21 protein-coding genes and 1 pseudogene are annotated in these 23,825 nt (G+C 61.0%); 8 read left to right on the forward strand and 14 right to left on the reverse strand.

The genetic code is table 11. The features are described from left to right. The first annotated feature begins 114 nt into the window (after positions 1–114). From DY467_RS07795 to trxC, 5 genes are all read left to right on the forward strand, one after another. Positions 115–423 (forward strand): UBP-type zinc finger domain-containing protein, encoded by a 309-nt coding sequence (locus DY467_RS07795; protein WP_164635227.1) that lies wholly within the window; start codon positions 115–117, stop codon positions 421–423. Between the two features lie 164 nt (positions 424–587). Then, a complete protein-coding gene (locus DY467_RS07800; protein WP_164635091.1) occupies positions 588–2,162 on the forward strand; it encodes an aldehyde dehydrogenase family protein in 1,575 nt (524 codons plus the stop codon). Between the two features lie 65 nt (positions 2,163–2,227). After that, positions 2,228–3,925: an FAD-dependent oxidoreductase gene (locus DY467_RS07805; protein ID WP_246701494.1), complete on the forward strand. Its 1,698-nt coding sequence runs from the start codon at positions 2,228–2,230 to the stop codon at positions 3,923–3,925. 33 nt (positions 3,926–3,958) lie between these two features. After that, on the forward strand, positions 3,959–4,528 hold the full coding sequence (locus DY467_RS07810; protein WP_246701485.1) for a DUF1931 family protein: 570 nt from the start codon (positions 3,959–3,961) through the stop codon (positions 4,526–4,528). Positions 4,529–4,677: 149 nt separating this feature from the next. After that, positions 4,678–5,139 (forward strand): thioredoxin TrxC, encoded by a 462-nt coding sequence (gene trxC / locus DY467_RS07815; RefSeq protein ID WP_164635095.1) that lies wholly within the window; start codon positions 4,678–4,680, stop codon positions 5,137–5,139. A 250-nt stretch (positions 5,140–5,389) separates the two neighbouring features. On the opposite strand, the gene DY467_RS07820 is transcribed toward trxC, so the two are convergent. The 9 genes from DY467_RS07820 to DY467_RS07860 all read right to left on the reverse strand — a co-directional run bounded on the left by DY467_RS07820 (position 5,390) and on the right by DY467_RS07860 (position 13,555). Further along, positions 5,390–6,601 carry an alkene reductase gene (locus DY467_RS07820; RefSeq protein WP_164635097.1) on the reverse strand — a complete coding sequence of 404 codons (1,212 nt, stop codon included), beginning with the start codon at positions 6,599–6,601 and terminating at the stop codon, positions 5,390–5,392. 435 nt (positions 6,602–7,036) lie between these two features. Next, positions 7,037–7,309: a chaperone modulator CbpM gene (locus tag DY467_RS07825; protein WP_246701486.1), complete on the reverse strand. Its 273-nt coding sequence runs from the start codon at positions 7,307–7,309 to the stop codon at positions 7,037–7,039. Positions 7,310–7,317: 8 nt separating this feature from the next. Next, a complete protein-coding gene (locus DY467_RS07830) occupies positions 7,318–8,229 on the reverse strand; it encodes a DnaJ C-terminal domain-containing protein (RefSeq protein ID WP_164635098.1) in 912 nt (303 codons plus the stop codon). Between the two features lie 46 nt (positions 8,230–8,275). Continuing rightward, positions 8,276–8,815: a nucleotide exchange factor GrpE gene (locus DY467_RS07835; RefSeq protein ID WP_164635100.1), complete on the reverse strand. Its 540-nt coding sequence runs from the start codon at positions 8,813–8,815 to the stop codon at positions 8,276–8,278. 55 nt (positions 8,816–8,870) lie between these two features. After that, positions 8,871–10,784: a molecular chaperone DnaK gene (dnaK, locus tag DY467_RS07840; RefSeq protein WP_164635102.1), complete on the reverse strand. Its 1,914-nt coding sequence runs from the start codon at positions 10,782–10,784 to the stop codon at positions 8,871–8,873. Between the two features lie 158 nt (positions 10,785–10,942). Next, the gene (locus DY467_RS07845) at positions 10,943–11,377 is read right to left on the reverse strand and encodes an Hsp20/alpha crystallin family protein (RefSeq protein WP_164635104.1); all 435 of its coding nucleotides are present in this window, start codon (positions 11,375–11,377) and stop codon (positions 10,943–10,945) included. A gap of 84 nt (positions 11,378–11,461) precedes the next feature. Next, positions 11,462–12,115: a BON domain-containing protein gene (locus DY467_RS07850; protein ID WP_164635233.1), complete on the reverse strand. Its 654-nt coding sequence runs from the start codon at positions 12,113–12,115 to the stop codon at positions 11,462–11,464. A 228-nt stretch (positions 12,116–12,343) separates the two neighbouring features. After that, the gene (locus DY467_RS07855; RefSeq protein ID WP_164635106.1) at positions 12,344–13,003 is read right to left on the reverse strand and encodes a hypothetical protein; all 660 of its coding nucleotides are present in this window, start codon (positions 13,001–13,003) and stop codon (positions 12,344–12,346) included. 21 nt (positions 13,004–13,024) lie between these two features. Then, positions 13,025–13,555, reverse strand: a complete 531-nt coding sequence (locus DY467_RS07860) for a PRC-barrel domain-containing protein (protein ID WP_246701487.1) — start codon at positions 13,553–13,555, stop codon at positions 13,025–13,027. 434 nt (positions 13,556–13,989) lie between these two features. Here DY467_RS07860 and DY467_RS07865 point away from each other — a divergent pair, with 434 nt between their 5' ends. Continuing rightward, complete coding sequence (locus DY467_RS07865; RefSeq protein WP_164635108.1) at positions 13,990–14,712, forward strand: helix-turn-helix domain-containing protein; 723 nt, start codon at positions 13,990–13,992, stop codon at positions 14,710–14,712. Positions 14,713–14,781: 69 nt separating this feature from the next. Here DY467_RS07865 and DY467_RS07870 read toward each other — a convergent pair whose 3' ends face one another. Further along, positions 14,782–15,393: an HdeD family acid-resistance protein gene (locus DY467_RS07870; RefSeq protein ID WP_164635110.1), complete on the reverse strand. Its 612-nt coding sequence runs from the start codon at positions 15,391–15,393 to the stop codon at positions 14,782–14,784. 500 nt (positions 15,394–15,893) lie between these two features. Further along, complete coding sequence (locus DY467_RS07875) at positions 15,894–16,685, reverse strand: universal stress protein (protein ID WP_164635112.1); 792 nt, start codon at positions 16,683–16,685, stop codon at positions 15,894–15,896. Positions 16,686–17,200: 515 nt separating this feature from the next. Here DY467_RS07875 and DY467_RS07880 point away from each other — a divergent pair. Beyond that, on the forward strand, positions 17,201–17,692 hold the full coding sequence (locus tag DY467_RS07880) for a phosphate-starvation-inducible PsiE family protein (RefSeq protein ID WP_164635237.1): 492 nt from the start codon (positions 17,201–17,203) through the stop codon (positions 17,690–17,692). Positions 17,693–17,714: 22 nt separating this feature from the next. Here DY467_RS07880 and DY467_RS07885 read toward each other — a convergent pair whose 3' ends face one another. Then, a complete protein-coding gene (locus DY467_RS07885) occupies positions 17,715–19,940 on the reverse strand; it encodes a sensor domain-containing phosphodiesterase (RefSeq protein WP_164635114.1) in 2,226 nt (741 codons plus the stop codon). 615 nt (positions 19,941–20,555) lie between these two features. Here DY467_RS07885 and DY467_RS07890 point away from each other — a divergent pair. Further along, positions 20,556–21,530 carry an AraC-like ligand-binding domain-containing protein gene (locus tag DY467_RS07890; RefSeq protein WP_164635116.1) on the forward strand — a complete coding sequence of 325 codons (975 nt, stop codon included), beginning with the start codon at positions 20,556–20,558 and terminating at the stop codon, positions 21,528–21,530. A gap of 379 nt (positions 21,531–21,909) precedes the next feature. Here the strand turns inward: DY467_RS07890 and DY467_RS07895 are convergent, their stop codons facing one another. Then, a complete protein-coding gene (locus DY467_RS07895; RefSeq protein ID WP_246701488.1) occupies positions 21,910–23,562 on the reverse strand; it encodes a site-specific integrase in 1,653 nt (550 codons plus the stop codon). 9 nt (positions 23,563–23,571) lie between these two features. Next, a pseudogene (locus DY467_RS26850) lies at positions 23,572–23,751 on the reverse strand (DUF6538 domain-containing protein); the annotation flags it as partial. Positions 23,752–23,825: the final 74 nt, after the last annotated feature.

Below are 23,825 nucleotides of genomic sequence, written 5' to 3' on the forward strand. Positions count from 1 at the left end.
ACGCCGGCACCGCATGCCGCGGGCGAGTATCAGAACGAAAAGGACGAGTGAATCCGCAACGGGCGGGATTGGGATCAGACCAAGCGCATCAATCCATCATTGAGCAGGATGAACATGGCACAGCGTTGCAGGCACCTGTTGGGAATTCACGACGTCATTCCGCATTCTCTCGGCTGTGAAGAATGCCTGGAATTGGGTGACCCATGGCTGCATCTGCGCGTCTGCCGGACCTGCGGCCACGTCGGCTGCTGCGACCAGTCGCCGAACCGGCACGCGACGAAGCATTTCCATGCCACCGGTCACCCGATCATAGAAGCCTATGATCCGCCGGAGGGCTGGGGCTGGTGCTACGTGGACGAACTCATCTTCGACTTGTCGGACAGGCCGACGCCACGACTTGGTCCGATCCCCAGGTTCTATTGACGTGCCGCAGCACGCTGGCCGGTCGTAGACGCCGAACGTCCGGACGCCCGTAGGCACCCCGTCGATGGCGCATGATGTTTTCCGGTGTTTGTGCTGACGACTGTCAAGGTAGTACGCCGCGCGCCGCGTCATCGTCAGTTCGAAGCAACTTCGGGAGAACGGCGATGGTCGCGCCCAGTGTCAGCCGTAGCGCCAACCGCCACGCAGCCGAAGCATCGGATGGCACGCGCGTCCAAACGCGCGATCCGCAACCTTACGATCAGTTCGATCTGCTGCCGATCGCCGGCAGCTGGCGCCATGGCCGGTCGGAGCATCGGCTGGTCGACACCAACCCCTTCAGCGGCGACCTCCTTCTGGAGATCAAGCAGGCCGATCGCGACGATGTCGACGCGGCGTTTGCGGCGGCCGCCAGAGCTCAGATTGCGTGGGCTGTCTCAACGCCGGCGGCGCGTGCGCAGGTGTTTCGCCGCGCGGCAGGCGTGATGGAAGCGCGCCGCGACGAAATCGTCGAGTGGCTGATCAAGGAATCCGGCAGCACGCGACTGAAAGCCAATTTGGAATGGGAAGTAACTCACACCGTCATGCTGTGGGCGACCTCCGTGCCGTACGCGGTCGAAGGACGCTCCGTTTCGTCCGACGTTCCGGGCAAGGAGAATCTGATCATGCGCAAACCGGTCGGCGTAGTGGGGGCGATCAGCCCGTGGAACTGGCCGCTCCATCTGAGCAATCGCACGGTCGCGCCCGCACTCGCGGTAGGCAACGCCGTCGTGATCAAGCCGTCGAGCGAGACGCCGGTCACGGGCGGATTGTTGTTGGCGAAAATTTTCGAGGAGGCCGGCCTGCCGCCGGGTCTCCTCAGCGTCGTCGTCGGCGCGGGCGACGAAATCGGTGACACCTTTGTCAGTCATCCCCTTCCGCGGGTGATTTCGTTCACCGGCTCGACGCCGGTCGGCCGCAGGATCGCGGAACTCGCGGCGAAGGCTCCGATCATCAAGCGCGTCGACCTGGAGCTCGGCGGCAATGCGCCGTTCGTTGTGCTCGCGGACGCCGATCTCGATCACGCCGTCGAAGCGGCGGCGTTTGGCAAGTTTCTGCACCAAGGCCAGATCTGCATCGCGATCAACCGCATCATTGTCGAGGAGTCCGTTTATCCGACGTTCGTCGATCGCTTCGCGCGGCGGGTGGCGAGATTGAAAGTCGGCGATCCCAGCGATGGCGACACCGTGATCGGTCCGATCATCAGCAAGGCGCAACTCGATAAGCTGATGGCGCGCATTCGCCGTGCCCGCGACGACGGCTGCAAACAAGTGCTCGGAGGCGAGCCGGACGGCTTGGTGTTGCCGCCGCATATCTTCGCGAACGTCACGAACCAAATGCAGCTTGCAGCAGAAGAAATATTCGGCCCGGTGGCGCCGATCATCCGCGTCGGCAACACCGAAGAGGCGCTGGCGGTGGCCAATCAGACAAGTTTCGGACTGAGCGGCGCCGTATTTACGCGCAACATCCACCGCGGCATGCATTTTGCGCGGCAGATGCAGGTCGGCATGGCTCACGTCAACGATCAACCCGTCATCGATCTGCCAACTTGTCCGTTCGGCGGCGAGAAGAATTCCGGAATCGGCCGATTCAACGGCGATTGGGTGATCGAGGCGTTCACGGCGGACCAGTGGCTGACTGTGCAGCATACGCCGCGCGCCTTTCCCTGGAGCGCTTCTGCCGTGCAGGGGCCGTGGTCCTGAAAGGCGCATCGATGGACGACTTATCCAACACGGTTGTCGCTGGTCTGCAGACGGGCGGCAACGGCATGCTCGAGTCCCGCCGCGAGCAGATGTTTCCCAAGTTCGCGCCGAACGAGATCGACCGCATGCGCCGGTTCGGTGAGATCAGACACTATGCGATCGACGAGTATCTGTTCCTGACGGGTGAAATTCCGCCGGGAATGTTCGTGATCATCAGCGGCCGGGTATCCATCGAGGCCCGCGATCGACCCGGCCGAACAGAGAGAATCGTAGAACTGGGTGCAGGCGATTTTATCGCCGAAGTTGCGCAGCTCTCCGGCGGACTCGCGCTCGTCGATGCACGCGCGATCGAACCCGTCGAATCGCTGATCATTCTGCCATCCAGACTTCGCGCCCTGCTGATCGCCGACGTTGAACTCGGCGAGCGCATCATGCGCGCACTGGTCTTGCGACGGGTATTCCTTATCGAGACCGGTTCTGGGGGCCCTTGTCTGATCGGGCATGACGCCCACCCCGGAATGGTGCGTCTGCTGGAATTTCTGGCGCGCAACGCCTATCCACATCAGGTGATGGATCCCACCAAGGACCCGGATGCGCAGGCGTTCTTGAACAACTATCCCTGCAAGCCGGAAGAACTGCCATTGGTGATTTGTCCGAACGGGGCAATTCTCAAGAATCCCAGTGAGGTCGAGTTAGGGCGGGCGCTGGGCATGGTGCCGCCGAAACTGGAAGAGCGCTGCTACGACTTAGCAATCGTCGGCGCCGGCCCCGGAGGGCTTGCGGCTGCCGTGTATGCGGCGTCCGAAGGCTTGTCGGTCGGCGTGTTCGACGCACGGGCGTTCGGGGGACAGGCCGGTGCCAGCAGCTGTATCGAGAATTATCTGGGCTTCCCGACGGGAATTTCAGGCCAGGCTCTGGCGGGGCGCGCCTATGTGCAGGCGCAGAAGTTCGGTGTCGAGATGATCATTCCCGAGACGGTCACCAACCTTCGCTGTGAGCAATATCCATTCGCGATCGGGCTCGTCGACGGTCGGAGCGTTGCCGCGCTGAGCGTCGTGATCGCCAGTGGCGCCCGCTATCGCAGGCCGAACATACCGAATCTGGAGCATTTCGAGGGGCGGGGCGTGTGGTATTGGGCCTCCCCGATCGAGGCCCGTCTGTGTCGAAACGAGGAAGTCGTGCTGGTCGGCGGAGGCAACTCCGCAGGGCAAGCCGCCGTGTTTCTCAGCCATTATGCCAAGAAAGTCTGGATGCTGGTGCGAGGCCCCAGCCTCTCGCAGAGCATGTCGCAATATCTGATCGATAGGATCGCAGCGACGGCAAATATCGAGTTGCTGACTTGCACGGAGATCGTGGAGTTGTCGGGTGACGAGCAGGGCCAACTCGCTCGGGTGCGCTGGCGCGACCGGACCGGCGGCGACGTCGAGAAGGCAATCCGCAATGTTTTCTTGTTCATCGGTGCGGAGCCCGCGACGGCGTGGCTGAGCGATTGCAACGTCAGCCGTGACAGCAAGGGGTTTGTCCAGACCGGCACGGACATCCCTGCTGGTGGCCGTTCAGCCGTCGACGGCGCAAGCCCGCCCGCATCGCTCGAGTCGAGCGTGGCGGGCGTGTTCGCCGTGGGTGATGTGCGGTTCGGGTCCGTCAAGCGCGTCGGCGCGGCGATCGGCGAGGGAGCCACCGTCGTACCGCAGATTCACGCGTTTCTCGAGGCGGCTCGGACCAGCCGATCTGAACAATCGGCGCAGGCCTCCGCCGCATGATCGACTGCGACGGCGGCCTTCGCCGCTTGGACGATGACCACGCGGTTCGACACGAAAGAACTACGCGTGAATGACATCTGTCAACGCGGCCGCGACGAGGCATGGCAGAGTCGCCTGATGATCGCGCAACTTCCCCATGACAAGATGCCGCCGGCCCGCCCACAGGGCGTGCCACAGCTCCAGCGACTCTTTCGCGAGGCGGCTAGTCTCAACTTGGACAAGGCCGACCTAAAGCGCTACGAGGAATTCATCGATCACACGGTATATCGACTGCTCATTCGCGCCGAAGCTGCCGCCAAAGCCGGCGGCGACGTCCTGATCGAGCCCCGGCATCTGCCGATCACCGCCGGCCTCCAGGAGTGCATCGAACAATTCAGGAAGCTCAATGAAACGATAGAGCTGGTGCCGATTCTCGACCGTCTCGCTCATCGGCCGCCGCTGCAGTTCAGCTACAGCGACGACATCGAAGCCATGCTGCCGGAGGTTGTCGGGGGACTTGGCGTCGCGGTCGCGCGAACCATGAAGCTCGTCGAGCCGGATCTGAAGAATCCGCAGACCAGACATTGGGAGCTCGCCTTGCGAGTGTTCGAACTGCTGCTTTAATCGTCGCTTGCTATCGGATGCAGCTCGCGCGTCGTTATCGGCCTCGTAGTCCGGCTGGCGCCTCGAACCGGTTCGAACCCGATGATTCGTTCCGTCGCCGGACGGATCGCACGCAGCTGGCATCGCACTGACTGTGGAGAGCTTCAGCCATGAGCAACGAGATCCGCCGCATCGTTTGCCCTCACTGCACGGCGACCAACCGCGTTCCGGACCGGAGGGATGCGCGGCAGGCAAAATGCGGACGCTGTCGACAGCAACTCTTTACAGGACATCCCGTATCGGTTTCCGCACGTGACTTCGCCACTCACATCCAGCGCAGCGACATTCCGGTCGTCGTCGATTTCTGGGCGGCATGGTGTGGGCCCTGCAAAGCGATGGCACCGGTTCTCGAGCGCGCCGCCGGCGAACTCGAACCCGAGCTTCGCTTTCTGAAGGTCGACACCGAGGCGGAAGCCGAACTGTCGGCCCGCTACAACATTCGCAGCATCCCGACGCTGATGCTGTTCCACAAAGGCAACATCGTCGCTCAACGCGCCGGCGCGGTCGGTCTCGAAGCTTTGCGCGAGTGGCTGCGCCAATATGCGCCCGCAGCTGCGCCCGCGGCCTCATGATTTGCCGAACCGTCTTCCTGTGGCGGCCGCAATTCGCTGTCGAGGAGATTCCAGATATCCTGTCGCTGCATCGGATCACTGCAATTGACGCCCATGTGCTGGGCCTCGGCGGCTCGCCTGCTGGCCAAACACATCATCTTCGCGCAGTCCGGACAAAGATATGACTTGAAGCTTCTGCCCATCGATGGTGCTCGCGTCCTGTAGTGTGAAGGATGATCGGTGAGTGATGCGCCTGGCTCCGCCCACCGCATCATCGCCAACGCTGATCGACACAAGCCTTTGCCTTGTCGCCGCGATCCTGTTGCAGCGAAGGATAGTCCGTGTACCCCTTTTCGCCGCCGCCATAATACGTCGTGGGGTCGTCCACGTTCAGGGATGCATCGACCCGCAGCCGTTCGGGCAAATCGGGATTGGCGATGAATTTGCGGCCGAAGGCGATCAAGTCGGCCAGGTCGTCGCGCAGCCATTGCGCGGCGCTTTCGGCATCGAAGCCGCCGGCGACGATCAGGGTCCCCTGATATTTGCTACGGATCAGTCGGGCCATCCTGAGAACGTGCGGCTCGGGGGGGCGGCCATGCTGCATCTGCTCCACCGCCGGGTTGACGACGTGCAGATAGGCCAGACCGTAGCCGGAGAGCTGCTCGGCGAGATAGCCGAACGTCGCTTCGGGAGCCTCGTCGCTGATATCGTTCATTATGCCGAGCGGCGAAAGCCGGACGCCGATCCTGTCGGCCCCGAAGATGGGGATCAGGGCTTCGGTGATCTCGAGTAGAAGCCGCCCCCGATTCTGAACCGTGCCGCCGTAAGCATCGCCGCGATGGTTGGTGCTGCTTTCGATGAACTGGTCGATCAGGTAGCCATTGGCCGCATGGATCTCGATGCCGTCGAATTCGGCGGCCTGCGCATGTCTCGCCGCGCGCTCGTATTGCCTGATGAGGTATGGCATCTCCTCGAGAGTCAGCGCGCGTGGACGCACGAACGGAACCAGCTCTCCCTCGCCGAGGTCATTTTCGATGAAGGCCTTGCCGGCGGGCGTGATCGCCGAGGGCGCGACGGGCAGCATGTTGTCCGGCTGCAGCGCCGGATGGGAAATCCGGCCGACGTGCCAAAGCTGGTTGAAGATCAGTCCGTCAGCCTTGTGCACGGCCGCTGTCACTTGCCGCCAAGCTTCGACCTGCTCGCGGCTGTGGATGCCCGGGGTCCAGGCATAACCTTGCCCCTGCATCGAGACCTGGGTGGCCTCGCTGATGATCAGCGCGGCAGAAGCACGCTGCGCGTAGTAACAGGCCGCGAGCTGCGATGGCACGTTGCCCGGCTGTCGGGCTCTGGAGCGGGTCAATGGCGCCATCACCACGCGATGGGGCAGGATGAACGGCCCCAGCCGATATGCTTGGAACAGTGGGTTAGCGTTCCCGTTCAGAGCGCCGTTCAGCGATCGGCTGCGCGTGGAAGCGGTGACCATGTTGCCTCTTGTCGACGGAGTTGACGGGGTCGAGCTGCCGCTGAGCGGACATCCGGAGACCGGTCGGCCTTTCCTCGATCATGCAACGAAGGAGAGCCGCGCCGCCCTGACAATCATCAAGACTGCGAGATACTTAAGAGTGGAGCAGCGGAACTCGCTGCAACGAGCGGCTGAAACGCTTCGATCGATTGATCAAAGCGATGACGCCTTCTCACCTGCCGAGACGTCGTCCTGAATCTGCGCGCAGCGCGGCACGGCGGGCACCCCGTGATGACGGTGTTGATTTTATCAGATGCAGACCAGCTCTAAAGGCTTGTACCATCGCCGAACGCCGGCTTGGGAGACCGTCTTGCGGCTGACGGATCGGCGGCCTTCGAAAGCATCAGCGACGCCCGGAACGGGCCAGCTCAACGTCGCCGATCGATCCGCCAACGATCAATGCGAGCGCGTCACATCCGTAGTCCGCATGGCCTGGATGTCGCGGAGCAGGCAACGCAGCCCATAGAGCTGATCCAGCAGATACAACACGAGCGCGATCCCCTCGTCGTTGACGCCGAGGTCACCTTTGAGGTCTTGGATGAGACGCGCACGGGCGAGGTCCTGCTCGGAGAACTGATGCCCTGGCCGATCCGCGATCAGCCATTCGGCCTTCACCCAGGCTTCGATCGTGGACGCATTGAGGTGAGATCGATCGACGAATTCTTGCATTTGCATGGTCACACTCGCATCGACTGTCGCGGGCTATCGGACGGCTGCCAGCTACTCATGAACCGTTCGAGGTCCGGGTCGGGCTTCTTCGGCAGAACCAGCTTGAGCGTGACGTACTGGTCGCCTCTGCCGCCGTCGGCGCGCGGCACGCCGCGTCCCTTGATCCGCAGCATGCGGCCCGAGCTCGACCATTTCGGCACGGAGACGGTGACGGCGCCGCTCACGGTCGGGACCTTGAGTTTCGCACCCAGCACGCCTTCCTTCAGGGTGATCGGCAGCTCCAGGTGGATGTCGTCGCCTTTGCGGACGAAGTAAGGGTGCGGCAGGACGCTGATTTCGATCAAAGCGTCGCCTGCAGGACCGTCTCCGGCTCCCCGCCGACCCTTTTCCTTCAGGCGCAGAATTTGGCCGTCGCGGGTGCCGGCAGGAATGTTCACCTCGAGCGTCGTTCCGTCCGGCAGGACAATGGATTGCTTGCCGCCGTTGACGGCATCGAGAAAGCTGAGCTCGAGATGATAGCGGACGTCAGCGCCGCGCCCGCGCCGGGTGGAACGGCCGGCGCGACCAAAGATTTCGGAGAGAAGGTCCTCGCTGCCGGAGAGGTCGCTGAAGTCAGCAAAGCCGGAGCCATTGGTGTAGCCGGACCAGCCATCCCGATCGGCAAAATCACGGTAGTAACGCCGGGGCTGCTGCTCGGTGCCTGATGCATCGATCTCGCCGCGGTCGAAGCGTGCGCGCTGTTCCGGGTCGCTCAGAAGCGTGTTGGCGGCGGACAGCTCTTTGAATTTGTCCTCTGCCGCCCTGTTGCCTGGATTGAGATCAGGATGCAGTTTCTTCGCGAGCCGACGGTAGGCCTTCTGGATGTCCGCCTGTGTCGCGTCTCGCTTGACGCCGAGCGTTGCATACGGGTCTGTAGCCAACACCAGCTCCTGATTCCGCGTCGGCCCGAACCGATCGGGCCATGGGTCATTGTTGCGGAGGTGACGACGATTGTGGTTTCGGCGTTTTGGCGACAACAACTCTGGCCGGCCGCAACAGTCGGTCGTGAAGCGTGTAGCCAGTCTCCAGGACGTCCACGACGTTGCCGGGAGGCTGATCGGGCCGATCCGCTTCCATCACGGCTTCATGCTTCATCGGATCGAATGGCTGGTTCAGAGCATCGATGACGTCAACGCCGAAGCGTTTCAGGATCTGCGTCAGGACGCGGTCGGTGGCAACGACCCCGGCGCGCAGGCTGTCGTCCCGGGCGCCAGTGTCCGGCGCGGCGGCCTCGATGGCGCGTCGCAGATTATCCGCCACCTGCAATAGTTCGCGGGCGAAGTCGGCGATCGCATATTGCCGGGCGTCCTGCACCCGGCGCTCGGCGATGCGCCTCGTATTCTCGGCGTCCGCGAGTGCACGCAACAGGCGATCGCGCTCGGCGCTGGTCTCCTGGGCCTGATTGTTTTCGTCGCGCTCACCCGCGGGCAGCTCGCCGAGGCCATCGTCGATGATGTTGGTCGCCATGTAGGGCTCCACTCGTCGTGCTCCACTCGTGGTGCTCGCCTCGGATCGGGAGGCTTCAAGAAGCCCTGCGGTTGCCGGGATCGACTTCCTCGAACTCCGCGTCGACGACGTCGTCGTTGCTATCAGACGATCCCGCCTGTTCGCTGCCGGTCGCGCCGCCTTGCGACGCCGCGCGGTTCAGGGCTTCGCCGATCTTCGACGCCGCCTGTTGCAGCCGCTGGGTCGCCTGCTGAATCGCTGTCACGTCCTCGGCGCTCAGCCGTTGCTTGGCATCGGCGATCGCCTGTTCGACCTCGCTCTTGACGTCGGCAGGGAGCTTTCCGTCGGCATCCGTCAGGGCTTTTTCGGAGCTGTAGATCGCTGCGTCGGCCTGGTTGCGGGTTTCGATCAGCTCCTTGCGCCGCTTGTCCTCGTCGGCATGGGCCTCGGCCTCCCGGACCATCCGCTGGATGTCCGCTTCGGTCAGACCGCCGGAGGCCTGGATGCGGATGCTTTGCTCCTTGCCGCTTGCCTTGTCCCTGGCCGAGACGTTGACGATGCCATTGGCGTCGATATCGAAGGTCACCTCAATCTGCGGCAGGCCCCGCGGCGCTGGTGGAATGCCGACCAGGTCGAACTGACCGAGCAGCTTGTTGTCCGCCGCCAGCTCGCGTTCGCCCTGAAAGACGCGGATCGTGACCGCGGTCTGATTGTCTTCCGCGGTCGAGAATGTCTGGCTCTTCTTGGTGGGGATGGTGGTGTTGCGCTCGATCAGTTTCGTCATGACGCCGCCGAGCGTCTCGATGCCGAGCGACAACGGCGTCACGTCGAGCAGCAGTACGTCCTGGACGTCGCCCTGCAGAACGCCGGCCTGGATCGCGGCGCCGACCGCGACCACTTCGTCGGGATTGACGCCCTTGTGGGGGGCGCGTCCGAACAGCTGCTGGACGGTCTCCTGAACCTTCGGCATGCGGGTCTGGCCGCCGACAAGTACGACTTCGTTGATATCCGATGGCTGCAGGCCGGCGTCCTTCAACGCCGCCTTGCAGGGATCGATGGTGCGCTGGATCAGATCGTCGACCAGCGCTTCGAGCTTGGCGCGCGACAATTTGACGTTGAGATGTTTGGGACCGGCCTGATCTGCCGTGATGAACGGAAGATTGACATCGGTCTGAGTAGCGCTTGAGAGTTCGATCTTGGCCTTCTCAGCGGCATCCTTAAGCCGTTGCAGGGCAAGGCGATCCTTGCGGAGGTCGATGCCGTTGTCCTTGCGAAACTCGTCCGCCAGATAGTCGATGATCCGCTTGTCGAAATCCTCGCCGCCGAGAAAGGTGTCGCCGTTGGTCGACTTGACTTCGAATACGCCGTCGCCGACCTCCAGGATCGAAACGTCGAACGTCCCGCCACCGAGATCATAGACCACGATCTTGCCGCTGCCTTTCTTGTCGAGGCCATAGGCGAGGGCGGCCGCAGTCGGCTCATTGATGATGCGCAGCACTTCCAGCCCAGCGATCCGGCCGGCGTCCTTGGTCGCCTGACGCTGCGCGTCATTGAAGTAGGCGGGCACGGTGATCACAGCCTGCGTCACCGGGCCGCCGAGCGTGGCCTCTGCGGTTTCCTTCATCTTGGTGAGGATGAAGGCGCTGATCTGACTGGGGCTGTACTTTTTGCCACGGATATCGACCCAGGCGTCGCCGTTGTCGCCCGGCACGATGTGATAGGGCACCATGGTCTTGTCTTTGGCCGTGATAGGATCGTCGTAACGACGGCCGATCAGTCGCTTGATGGCATAAACCGTGTTCTCGGGGTTGGTGATACTCTGCCGCTTGGCCGGCTGCCCGACCAGCACTTCGCCGTCGTCCGTGAAGGCAACCATCGACGGCGTGGTGCGCCCGCCTTCGGCATTCTCAATCACCCTGGCCTTGCTGCCTTCCATCACAGCCACGCAAGAGTTGGTGGTTCCGAGATCGATGCCGATTGCTTTTGCCATGATCGGGTTCCTTCGTGTTTGAATCCTTGGAGGTTGCAGCCGTGCTTAGCTTTCTCATCAAGAGCTTTGGTCATCACTCGCTGTTCGATGAGAAGGCGAGGCGCACCGAGCCGCGCCGTGCGGATACAGAGGGCTCGGGCGTCTCGCCGTGCCGACGATCAAGCGGCTTCCTTGACCTCGATCTTCTTCGGTTCGGGCTTCGCTGGCTTCGGAATCGTGATCTTCAGCACGCCGTTGGTCATGGTCGCCTGGACGGAGGAGGGGTCGATGCCGGGCGATAACTGCAGAACACGAACAAACACGCCGTAGCTGCGTTCGCTGTGCTGGACGTTCTTGTCGGTGTTGCCGCCCTCCGAGCCCTGCTCCATCCTCTTTTCGCCACGAATAGTCAGCGTGTCATCCTCGAGCGAAATCTCGACGTCCTTGCGCTCGAGACCCGGCATTTCAGCGGTGACCTCGATTGCTTTGTCTGTCTCCACGATATCGATCTTCGGAACGAGTTGCTGTCCTTGGGCGCCCAATCCCTGCGAGAACTCGCTGAAAAGGCGGTCGATCTCGCGGTGCAGGCCGAACAGGCCGAAGCCGGGCGGCATTGGCACTCCCGCATCACGCAACGGGACGAGTGATCGTAACCTCATTGGAATCTCCTTCTACGGTTGGCGATGTAGTTCCGGGTTCTAGGGGCTGACGACGATGCGATCGTCGACCTTGCTCACGCCGGGCGCCGACCAGGCGACGCGCTCGGCCTCCTCCCTCTCGATCCAGGAACGCACCGTTCCTTTGAGGACGACTTCGCTGCCGTTGGCCTCGACCTGAATCCGGTTGGCGTCGACTTCCGCGTTCCGCTTGAACGCGTCGAGAATCTTCTGCTTGAGTTCGGAGGGCTGGACTTTCGGCTTGACCGTGATGAGGTTGACGACGCCCTTCACGCCCTTGACCTTGCGAACCGCCTTTTCGCCTGAGGTCTTTTGATATTGCCATTCGGCGGAGCCTTCGAGCGTGATCCAGCCGTCTCGAACGGTCACCTTGATCTTGTCGTGAGAGATCGGAAGCTCGGATTTGAGCGCCGCGACCGCGTCGCGCGCGATATCGGGATCCGGTCGCTGATCGATCGATGGCAGACGAACCTCGATGTCATTGGCTACGGCACGGACACCCGCTACGCGCTTCGCGGCAGACTCTGCCTCGAGACGATCGGCGTAGCTGTGGGTGAAGCCTGCGAGCGTGACAACGCCATCCTTCACCGAGATGGCAATGTCGCTGTCATCGACGTGCGGGTCCCATTTCAGCTCGTCACGGACGTCGCGTTCGATCTCACTGTCTGACTTCATGATTGGCTCCTGGCGTTTGCGAGTGCATTCTCGGCGCCGGCCCGTCATCGCCGGTAGAGGCAGCGTATGCGTGGTAAGCGTGCGAGCCATGACGATCGTCAACTTCCAGCTCGTGTTTCTCGCTGGAGCTGGTGAAGCCGCGCTGATTGAAGATCGGCAACGATGATCTTCAAAGCGGGTGAGCACGTCGGGGACGAATGACGTGCGCGCAGCTATGCCGCAGCTTTGTTACGGTCGCCCGAGACGCTCGTCACTCAGCCAGGGGTCCGGGCGAAGTGCGTGCAGCGGCAGATCTTCCGGTCGCTTGACCAGGTCGATTTCATGAACGTGCACGGCACCTCCGCCATGCCGCACCAGAATCTCCTGGGCCAGAGCCGCCTTCTCAGCTTTGCGAACCCGAACCCAGATCAGGAGGCCGAGCCACTCCGCCATCGGCTCCACGCCACTGACCTTCTCGCGGCGCAGGAGACGGTGGATGGGCCATATCATCAAGGCGCCGGTGACGGTCCCGATCAGGATCGACCACACGGCGACCACGAGAGCGTCATACCCTTTGAGCACCAGGAACGCGGTGACCCCGACTGCCGCCATGCAACCGAGCACGCCGCTGGCAACGGCTTCGGCGCCGAGCAAATCGTCGTCGCCAAAGAAGGGCTGCCTCGGCGTGGTCGGTCGGTCGGCGAGATCAGCGGGAGGAATCACCACGTAGTCCAGCGGACGCTGAAATTCGTCGGGAGATGCGCTGACATCGATGTCGGAGCGATCGACCCCCGACAGGAGAAGATCCTGGACCGCGTCGTCGAGCGTGCGTCGCGAGTGAAAGACGCCGGTCACTTCGCGGGTCCGGTCGCGGTCCAGGATCGTGTCGGTTGATGTTGCCGTCGTCATGTGATGAGACCGTCGGTCTGATCAGTAGTGGAATTCCGCCAGCTTCTTCAGTTCATCCTTGGATGCGCCGGGCAGGGTGATCTTGCTGCCGGTTTCGTCAATGACGAAGCTGTTGAACGGCACTGCGACGAGACGAGCGCCGACGCCGAGAAAGCCGCCGACCTGCAGGATCGCATAGTCGAGTTGTTTCTTGTCCTTTCCGGCGATCACGTCGTCGAGGCTTCCGATCTTCTCGTTCTTGTCGTTCACGACGGTGCCGCCGATCAGCTTGCTCATGCGATAGCCCTGAGCGACGACGCTGACGTCGACCTTGACGAGGGCGACGCCCGCCTGTGGCAGTGCGGGATTGCTGCTCAGCACAGCCAACACTCCGACAAGCGCCGCCAGGCTGCAGTTTCGCAGCCGCCGCACCACGCTGCGGTGGCTCGGCGGAGGTGCGTTGATGATGAGATTCGAAAGGCGAGCGGATGGGGTTGTTTTCATATTTCTCTCCTCGGGGGCGATCCGTGATCTAGCAGGTACCTCTCTTCGCCCCTGGAGTGCGCTGACCATTGTCAATTTGCAGGCCGCTTAATCGACGGCGTCGGTGCATGCGCCGATTGTCAAACCCGCGGGCTGCACATTCGCTGCAACTGCACCCGCATAGTGTGCCCGAGAAATACGACATCGCGAGCGACCATCGTGGCTCAAGCGGGGGGGGGGGAGAAGAGCGGAATGGCATGGCTTCGGCCGCGCATCCCGCCGAGATTGTCGCCGCGCAACCTGTCATGACACTGTCCGGCTGTGGAACGCGTTGTAGTGCGTCGCCGGATGGCGAAGCTCGCCGCGGATCGCTTCACACGGTCGAGGAGTGTGGCCGAAGTTCCTTTACGTATTTTTACGTTACGAGAATTTCCCAAGTTTACCCGCACGCGTGGCTGATAGTTGATGACCGGAAGGCGGAGCGTAACTGCCGCCGAGGGCGCCAGGAAGGGAAGGACAGGGAAATGAAGCCGATCATTCACCCCGCGGACTATTATCGGAAGCTTCTCGCCGCTCAGCCGCATGCGCTGAAGTCGCTCGATGCTTCGGTCGCGATCGTCAAATTGAGCCGTGATCAGCAAGTTCCCGAGGAAGCAGGCGCCGTGGGGCGTTGGTACTACGTCATTGCCGGCGCCGTGCGTTATTCGACAATCCGTCCCGACGGCCGCCGACAGCTCCTTGACCTGATGCTGATAGGGGATTTCTTCCTTGTCGGAAGCAGCCAGCGAGAAGACACCATCGAGGCCGTCACGGAAGAGACCGTGCTCGCGAGCTATTCCGGAACTCGGCTCGAAAATCTGGGCGAGCGGGATCATCGGTTTGCCAGAGAGCTGCGAGAGATCACGTTTCAATCACTCGAACGCTCCCGCCAGCAGCTCGTCGTGCTCGGCGGCGTCACGGCGGCGGACAAGGTGAGCGCATTCCTGCTGCATCTCGAGGAGCGCTATGGCGATCAGCGGGGAGACATAAGGCTTCCGATCACCCGATATGATCTGGCGGAGTACCTAGCGGTGTCGGTGGAGACGGTGTGTCGTGCGTTTTCGGATCTGCAGCACCGCGGGGTCATTGCCCTGATCGGGATACGAACAGTCCGCATCGTGGATCGCAATGCACTGCAGCACCAAATCGGCAGAAAGTATCCGAACGCCGGCCTCGCCGCCGTCTCGGCCGAGTTGCGCCCAAATTGATGCGTCGCGCCTTGTTGGGGCGCCAGAGTCCTTCACGACCGGCGCCTCGAGATCATTCAGCAGAATGGCTCACACCGCTGCAGCGAGGGAGCCAGTCTGCTCGCGCTGGCGGGCGCGCAGTTTGAAGGACAGAATGACCAACGCGGCCCCGAAGGCCATCGCATAAGCTCCCATCCACCAGGTCAGCACCACGGCCCCGATCAGCGGCATAGCCACGAGCAGCGCGCCATAGACGATCGACAGCAGCCCGCCCGAAACCATCCACCAGCGGCCATGGTCAAGCTTGAGGCGGAAGCCAGCAATCGTCAGCAGCGCACCCGAGACGATCGCCCAAGCGGCGACCAGCAGGAGAAAGGCAATCACCGTAAGGCCAGGCCAGATGAAGGCGGCGACGCCTACGGCGATATTGAGAAGGCCTTCAAACATCAGCAATCCCCATTGCCCCGACCGTCGCATCGCGCGAACGGCGGAAATGATCGCTGCAATGCCGTCGACCAGCATGTAGGCCGAGAACAACAGCACCAGCGAGAGCATCGTGGGACCCGGCAAGAGAAACGCGAGCAATCCGAAGATAATTCCGAATGCGCCTCGCAGCAAAAACAGCCACCAATTGGTGGCAAGCCTTGCGGAGGCAGTGTCGATCTGAATGTCGGCAGTCCTGTTTTCCGTCGTACTGGTCATGTCTGGCTCCGCAAATGGCTGTCGCCTCGTGTGTAACCATAGTGATGAGTTTCCACGACGACGTGCCTTGACAGCTGTCAGGCTGTGCTGGCTGCGGGACCATCCGGATCTCGCGGCTTACGTAGTATTGCTGAATCGCAGTATCGCGGCGTCACGGGCAGTCTTCTGCGCCGGTGCAGCAGGATTTGTGCCGAGACCAAGGAGACGATGCAATGCAAGCTAAGCCTCCCATGAATGGGGTCGAACCCGAGAAGTCCGAGGATGACATCCAACGAGAGCTGTTGGGCCCCCGTGGTGTTCCTGGAGCGCCCGACCCCGCCAAGATGACGCCGCAGCGCGCCAAGAAGACGCCGCTCTATTATCTGGATCCGGGTCACCCCTCGTAGAGGAGGAGCTGCTGCAATCAGGCACGTAAACTGTCAGCACGCGTTTGCCGCGATCGGGGAGGAGGGGCGGAGAGCTGTCGGCACGACAGCTTCTGTCGAGCATGATTTCGCTTATCAATGCGCAATGACCAGCGGGATCGGCGAGCGACGAAGCAGGCGGCGCGTCGTACTGCCGGGCAACAGGTCATGAAGGGCGGAATGCCCGTAGCTGCCCATCACCAGCAGAGTGGCGTCCAACGTGCCGCATTCTTCGATCAGCACGCCGGCGGTCTCGTCTTCTTCGCCAGATGCCCGGTGCTTGACGGCATTGATGCCGTGATGCCGGAGATGTTGCACCGCATCGTTTCCCATGAGGCGGTCTTCCTCCGTCGTCTTCTCACCTTCGACGACCAAAATGCCGACCTTCTCAGCCAGTTGCAGATACGGCATGGCCTCGGCCATGGCGCGCGCCGCCTCACGACTGCCGTTCCATGCGACGATGACATGCTTCAGGAAACTGAGCGGTCTGAGCTCGTTCGGCATCAGGAAAAGGTGGCGGCCCGCGCCGAACAGGAGCCGCTCGATCAAACGTTCCGAGGTGCCCGATAGGCTATCGGGACACAGTTCCACGAATGTGTCGGCAGCGCGCGCCGGCCGCATGGCCGTATCGGGAACGTCCTCCTCGCCGGCGACCTCAAAGCGACGAAGGTGCGTCTCCGGCTGCAGACGTTGCAGACGCGCCAACGCGGCTGCTTCGACGGCGCGGCCATCTTCGTTCGCGGCTTCGGCAGTAATGAGATCAGACTGCACATTGAAGTAGAGAGCGGTGATGTGAGATGAAAATGTCGTGGCTAGCTGATCAGCGGCCGCCAGACGAAGGTCGTCCTGCGCCGTTCCGTCGAGACGAACGAGGATGTCCTTGATCATTTCGGTCCTCTTTCAGTCATGCGGCCAGCGCGGTTGATCAAATTGGTCACTTTCATCCTGAATGACGTGACCAGTTGGAGAGCGATGACGAGGCGAGGAAGCTGACTAAAGCGAACCGGAACACGCAGCCTGCCATCCTCGCGCTTATCAAACCGGATCCGTCCGACAGGAAACTGTGCGCATGATCCTGCAGCGGCAGCATCGTGTCGAAAGAGAAAGGACCGCGCAGCTGTGTGCTGACGACGGTCCAAGTCTAGGGAGGACGCCCGAGAACGGGCCACAATGGTGCGACGCATCGCACCTGCATCATCGCAACAGCCGCGGTGTCGCGCATTGATAGGTCTCAATCCGGTCGCCCTAAAAATAAGGAGCGCGACGCCTCGAGCGCTCGACGTCTGCTGACAGCAGTCAGTGCGCAACACCATCCGTCGGCCATATCGTGCCCTTCGATCGTGGATGAGCCGTCGCCCGACATTCCGCGGCTGGCCGGCGAAACGTTGAGGGCGAAGGTGATCATGTCGAACAAGGATGAAGTCGAGGAGACGAAGAGCGAACCGGGGCTGGCATCACTTTATGAATGGTTTGAGCGAGCCGTCGTACTGTTGCTGACGTTGCTGATCGCGATCGTTGTGATCGCGGCGGTCTGGACGCTCAGCCTGAAGATTCTATTCGGTTTGGTACTCGCCGGCAGTCTGGATCCGTCAGATTACCGGGTATTCCAGTCTGTGTTCGGCATGATCCTCACCGTGATCATTGCTTTGGAATTCAAGAAATCGCTGCTGGTGGTGGCCGAACGCCGAGAGGCGGTGGTGCAGATCCGGTCCGTGATCGTGATTGCGCTGCTTGCCGTCTGCCGAAAGGTCATCATTCTGGATCTCACCGAAACGGACGCATTCCACACGCTGGCATTTGCGGCGGTGATCCTCGCGCTTGGGACGGTGTATTGGCTGGTACGCGACAGCGATCGCCGCCGTGACGAGACTGCTCAGATGAAGCGGCCGGTCTGATTCCACGAAAAGCAGAGCTGCTCTAGGCCGCTTCATCGACGGATTTGGGTGATCGGATCAGCAATCGTTCAGCGTCTTCGGCAGGCATCGGCTTCCCGAACAGGAATCCCTGAGCGAACTGGCAGCCAATCGCGGCGAGATATTCCTGCTGCGGCTGCGTTTCTACGCCCTCAGCAACAACGTCCAACCCCAAATTGTTTCCCAAGCCGACGATGGCGTTGACGATCGCCAGCGAGCACGCGCCGTCGTTGAGCCCCGCAATGAACGAGCGATCGATCTTTATCGTGTCGACGGGAAGATCGCGGAGGTGGGTCAACGAGGCATATCCGGTTCCGAAGTCATCGAAGGCGATGCTGATGCTTCCTTCTTTGAGGACAAGGCAGTTCGCGGTGATGTCATCGGTGTGGGACGACAGCAGGACATTTTCCGTGACCTCGACCGAAATCAGGCGAGGAGGCAGCCTGTACGCATCGAGTCGATCGAGAAAGTGTCGGGAGAAGCCTGGCGATCGCAATTGGCTTGCGCTCAAGTTGATCGCGATGTGGCCAAACTCGACACCGGCATCGCTCCAGGCACGCGCCTGCTGGAACGCGGCCTCGACGACGAAGTCACCCAACGACCTCGAAAGAGACGGGTCCTCCAGAGCCGCCGACAACGACCCGGGCGTGAGCACCGAGCCATCTTCGCCGACCAGGCGCAACAGCGCCTCGAAGCCGGAATGGGCTCGGTTGGCCAGCAACACTTTGGGCTGGAAAAACAGCCGAAACCGATCTTCGCTCAATCCCTTTTTGGCCGATGTGAGAACAGCCTTGCGCTCCATCGTTGCCGCCTGAAGTTCGTCGCGGAAGCGACGCCAGCAGTTTTTCCCATCGCGCTTGGCTTCATAGAGCGCCAGATCTGCTTCGTGGAACAGATCGTCCGGCACGAAGCAGCAGCTATCCTGACGGGTCGCGACGCCGATCGAGCATGATAAATGGAAGCTGTGACCGCGCCATGATATCGGCTCGCGAACGGACTTCAGAACACCTTCGATCAGGCGCTCGGGCGTGGCCTCGTCGGTCCCGGTCCAGATCAGGGAAAATTCGTCTCCGCCGGTTCGCGCAACCACCACCTCAGGTCCTGCAACGCAGCGCAAGCGTCGTCCAATGCGGCGCAGGCAGGCGTCGCCGGCCGCATGGCCGTGGGTATCATTGATCTCCTTGAAGCCGTCGAGGTCGAGCGCCAGCAGCGTGATGCGAGTTCGCGGAGATCTTCCGAGCTGGACCAGTGTTCGTCGTGCCGCGCGACGGTTGCCCAGCCCGGTGAGGTCGTCGGAATTGGCCAACTGCCTGACACGCTCCAGCAGCAGTTTCTCTTCCGTGATGTCCTGCTTCAGTCCATAGCGGCGCACCAGCCGGTCCCCGTCGAGCTCCACCTCAGAAACAAGCCGCATCCACTTCAAATTGCCTTTGGCCGTGTACATGCGCCCCTCGAAGCGGAACGGGCGCCGTGCGAGATCCGCTTCGCTGACCAGAGCGGCGAGGCGCGACCGTTCCGGCTCGGGATAGAGGCCGAATTGCTCCGCGACATTGCACTCCGTTCCCGCGGCCATCTCGTGCAGACTGAACATGCCGCGTGTCCACCTGAGCTCCCCGGTCGCGACGTCATATTCCCAGGCGCCGAGCTTCCCGATCTCGCAAGCGGACTCGAGCAGCCGATTATTCTTCCAGAGCAGCTGCTCCTGCTCCCTGATCGTCTTCTCATGCTGACTCGCCTGCATCGATCTGGCGTGGTTGCTGAGAAGGCCGACGGCGACGTCGCGCAGATGCTTGAGCCGGGTGAGCTCCAGCTCCGTCATGGTCCGCGGCTTCATGTCCATGAGGCAGAGGCTGCCGACTCGCGGTCCACCTGCGATCTGCAGAGGGACGCCCGCATAGAACAGGATGTTCGGCGCGCCTGTGACCAGGGCATTGTCCCGAAACCGTTCGTCCTCCGTGGCGTCGGGCACGATCAACGGTTCGGCCGAACAGATGGTATAAGCGCAGAAGGCCTGGTCGCGAGGTGTCTGTCTGCACGCGAGCCCCTCGACAGACTTGAACCACTGCCTGTGCTCGTCGACGAACGAGACCGCGGCGATCGGGACCTCGAGCAGATCGCAGGCCAGCCTGACTAGACTATCAAAGTCCAGAGTCGGTGCGGTATCGAGTATCTGCAAGGTGCGCAGAGCCGCCAACCGCGTCGTTTCGTCCGGTAGTACTGGAAAGCTCATGTCTACGCACCCGCTCTTGGACTGATCATCGAAGCGTCTCGGGCTTGAATTCGACATCCATCACGTTTCCCCGCACGACAGAGCGCTTACATCGCCGCCGCACCGGCCTCGGTCCGGAAGAGAACTGCAGGTCGAATTCCGTGAGCAGATTGACGTCCTTCGTGCGCAGTGTGGCACCGCCGTCCCAGATCGCGAGGACGAGACACTCGACGTTTGATGCCTCTCCATTGATAATGCAGAGGACGGGCCAAGGAGGATCCAGCCACACGGTCTTCTGTCTAGTTGTCTTGACAGTCGAAGCGGCTGGTGTCGTGCTCTCGTCAGCGGATCGAAGCACGATCGCGCGGCGAGTAGGAGTTTTCACCCCGGATGATGAATGAGTTCCGGTTGCAGTCGCGGCAACGCTGTCTTGCATAGCAGGTGCCCATCGTCCGCGCTCCTTGCGGGGCACGCGAACCTTGAGAGTTGAGTCAATACGTGCCAACTCCACGCCAAGTGCTGGCGCAGCGCCGGCCCGATTGAACGATCAATCCCACTGATAATCGACGCGCGAACCTTTGGATCGGCCTAAACGGCGCGATTCATGGGCCTAATTACAGTTAGGAAACACTAAACTTGCGATCCCTGTTCTCCACCGCGTTGGTCCATCCTCGCGATCGATTTGACTATTGGCACAGCGTCGCCTGCAAGCAGATCGTCGGTCACGACTCGGTGCCGGATGATCGGCTGACTTTCCAGGCCGATATCAGAGCAGCCAGCTTTGCAAACCTGGATTTAGTCGAGTTCAGCAACTCGCCGATGCGGGTGGCCCACACACTGGCCCACGTCGAGCGCACCAGGCCCGACACGATGTTTGTTTGTATACAGCTGTCGGGAAAGATGCGTGTCGTTCAGAATGCTCGCGAGGTTGACCTGTGTGCAGGCACATTGATGCTGATTGAGCCGCTGATGCCTTACAGTGCCGAATTCTCTGAGAATTCCCGGACGCTGCTCATCAAGGCGCCGCGGCGCGAGATGTGCGCAAGGGTTGGTCGAAACCGCGAACTAATCGGGCATCGCGTGACGGCGGAGCGGCTGGACGATGCGCTAACTTTGGACGGGGCTACAAAGTTGCCATCGCTCGCAGGGCAAACGAGCACTGTGACGGAAGAATTGATGGCCAACCATGTGCTCGACCTCGTGGGACTATCCGTCGCCAGAACCATCACAAACGTTGCAGGCCGCGTCTCAAATCCAAGAGCGCTGCTGCTGGGACAGATTCGTTCGATAGTGGATGCGAAGCTTGCTGATCCCGATCTCGACGGACAGACGGTCGCCGATATTGTCGGAATTAGCGTCCGATACGCCAATGAGCTGCTCGCCGATCAAGACTCGTCACTTCACCGTCTCATTCTATCCCGACGGCTCGCCCGTTGCCGCTCCGCCCTCGAGGACCCGAACCAGGCGCATCGGACAGTGAGTGAAATCGCTCGGGGATGGGGCTTCTCCGACATGACCTATTTCGGCCGTCGATTTAAGGCGGCCTATGGAGTTTCACCGGGGGAGTATCAGAAGGCGGCGGTCCGATTTAGACACGTTCCTCAGAGTTGACAACGGATGCGCATGGGAGAAACAGGATGGTCTCGCTCGTGCCGCTCGCAACCCGGGATTTGAGCAAACGTATTGTAGGCGTGTCAAAGGCGGCAATCGGAGGCAGCAATTGTCGAAGACGACCGCTTAGGGTCACTAGCTGACATGGAGTCGTGAGGTCGTGCCCCGCCAATTCAAGGGGCTACCGTTGCTGAGAACGCCTCGCTGCGGAGCGACAGACTGTTAAGGTATGAAAAGACGATCGACCTGCCACAAGGTAGCTTCGCTTGTTACGACGGTAACTTCTATAAAATGTGAGAAGAACCGCGGTTTGCTCTGCAAAGGCCTGCTTGATCAACGTTTCTTCGCCGCAGCCTTCCTCGACGGCTCGCGTCGCGAATCAGCGGTATGTCCTCAAGATGGTCAGCTCGCCCCGATCTGCCTTTTGCTTGGCACTTAGAAGGATCTCGCGCGCACTTTTCATGATGGCAGGCTCCAGAGATTCAATCTGCGCAGCCACAGTCGGATCAAGAATGCCTTTTCGGCCATAACGGCCGCGCACATCTCCGACATGTCCAAGGATTCGATCTCTTGTCCTCTGCGCAATCGAGTGGGAGTCGAGAATGTCAGCGAAAAAATGCCGGGTGGAATAGAGGCTCACGTCTGCCCTAAGACCTGTGAGGACCTTATTTTTTAAGTATTGCCATGACTTCGACAATGGCTGTGACCAGCGAACCGTGCCATCCCGCCTCACGTATTGTTCCCATTCAGGAAACACTCGCTTCTCTCCTTGGTCGGATAATTCCTGCATCCGGTCGAGCAGTCCAAGTTCGATCAGCAGAGGGTTGATCGGGATCACACGGCCAGCGGCGTTCGTTTTCAGGTTTCGGAGGTCTTGCAAAGCAACCCTGCCGTTTCGCGCCTCGAACGGGCGGAGGTCGAAATAAAAAAATGTCCCGTCTGTCCGGATCTGGGCGCATTCGAGCTGTCCGACTTCGCCAGGACGCATCCCGGTAAAGAGACAGACTAAATAACCCCAATAAATCGCGGATTGAACGAAGCAGACACCAGGCTTCCAGACGTTGGTTCGATTGAGGCAGCCAGTAAACAACGGGAGGCGCAAGATCCTTAAGATCTCCTCATCTTCGAAGGCATCGCGGGGCAGGCTCGCGAGATTTTCGGGATCAATGCACTCGAATTTAGGCCGGACCCCCGAGTAAAATCGTTCGGCAATTGCCCAGTCGATAAATTTGTAGAGTCCGTACCAATAACGTGACTTTAGAGTTTTTTCAGTAAGTCGGACCAGATCGTCCCAACCATGGTCCTGGGCATATTTGTAGCGCGCAAAAAGGGAGTGTGCATGGTTGCGGGGCACATTGGTCGGATGGGGAATATCGGATAATGGCTCGTCAAGGGCAGCCCATTGGGCCGGACCAATCTGCTCCAAGATAGGGTCTTTGAAAAAATCGATCGCGAACTGCACGATCGGCTTGGCCTCTGGGCGGCCTTTGAAGTTGCGTGCGCGTTTACGATCCGGTGGCGCGAGGAATTTTTCTAACAGATCAGCCATTCGGTGGGGACAGGAGGCACTAGGAATCGGCGGCTCGCCCTCTTGCTGCGTCACAACAGCCGTTGTTGCTGTGTCAATCGGAAGACAGCGGACTTCCTTTGCAGCCAATTCCTGCTGCACGAGATTTCGGATAAAGCCGACGTCCACTGAACCGAGTGCTGGAGATCCCACGACCGGAAGGACCGCCGGTGTGAACGCAGAGGGCAATCCGGCGGCGAGGTTCGCTTCCGCGTCTTTATTCTGGTTGACGAAATCTCCCCACCGATAAGCAAAACCTTCGAAGAGACGCGCGAATAGAAATCCGCGTTCATTGGCTCGAAGCATAAAATTTCGAATTTGATGCTCAAGGCCTAGGCGGACGGCGAGCGTTCGATCGTCCCGCGGCTCACCCTCCTCAACATGACGCTTGAGTTGTTGGTCGAACAACCGCCCGAGCGCCTCCAAATCCGGCGCAGCTACAGCCTGATTGGCCCAGTCCAGCATCATTGGCAGCCTTCGGCGCGCTTCCTGAAAATCTCCTGTCCTTAGGCTGACACGCAGAACAGCTTGCCCGAAGATCTGATTCGCCGATTTCCCCAGCCTTCGCTGGAGGTAATATCGTCCCGATGGACTCCGAGCTAGATAAGATGGCCGGGCCAAGTTGAGCTCCTCGAGGGCCAGAGGACGTGACATGCGGCTGACATGTCACATCCCGCTCTGCGCGCTCGAATTCGACCAAGTATCTGAAAAATATCAAGAAATTTATA

This window comes from Rhodopseudomonas sp. BR0G17 (assembly GCF_010907025.1).
Lineage (GTDB): Bacteria > Pseudomonadota > Alphaproteobacteria > Rhizobiales > Xanthobacteraceae > Rhodopseudomonas > Rhodopseudomonas palustris_H.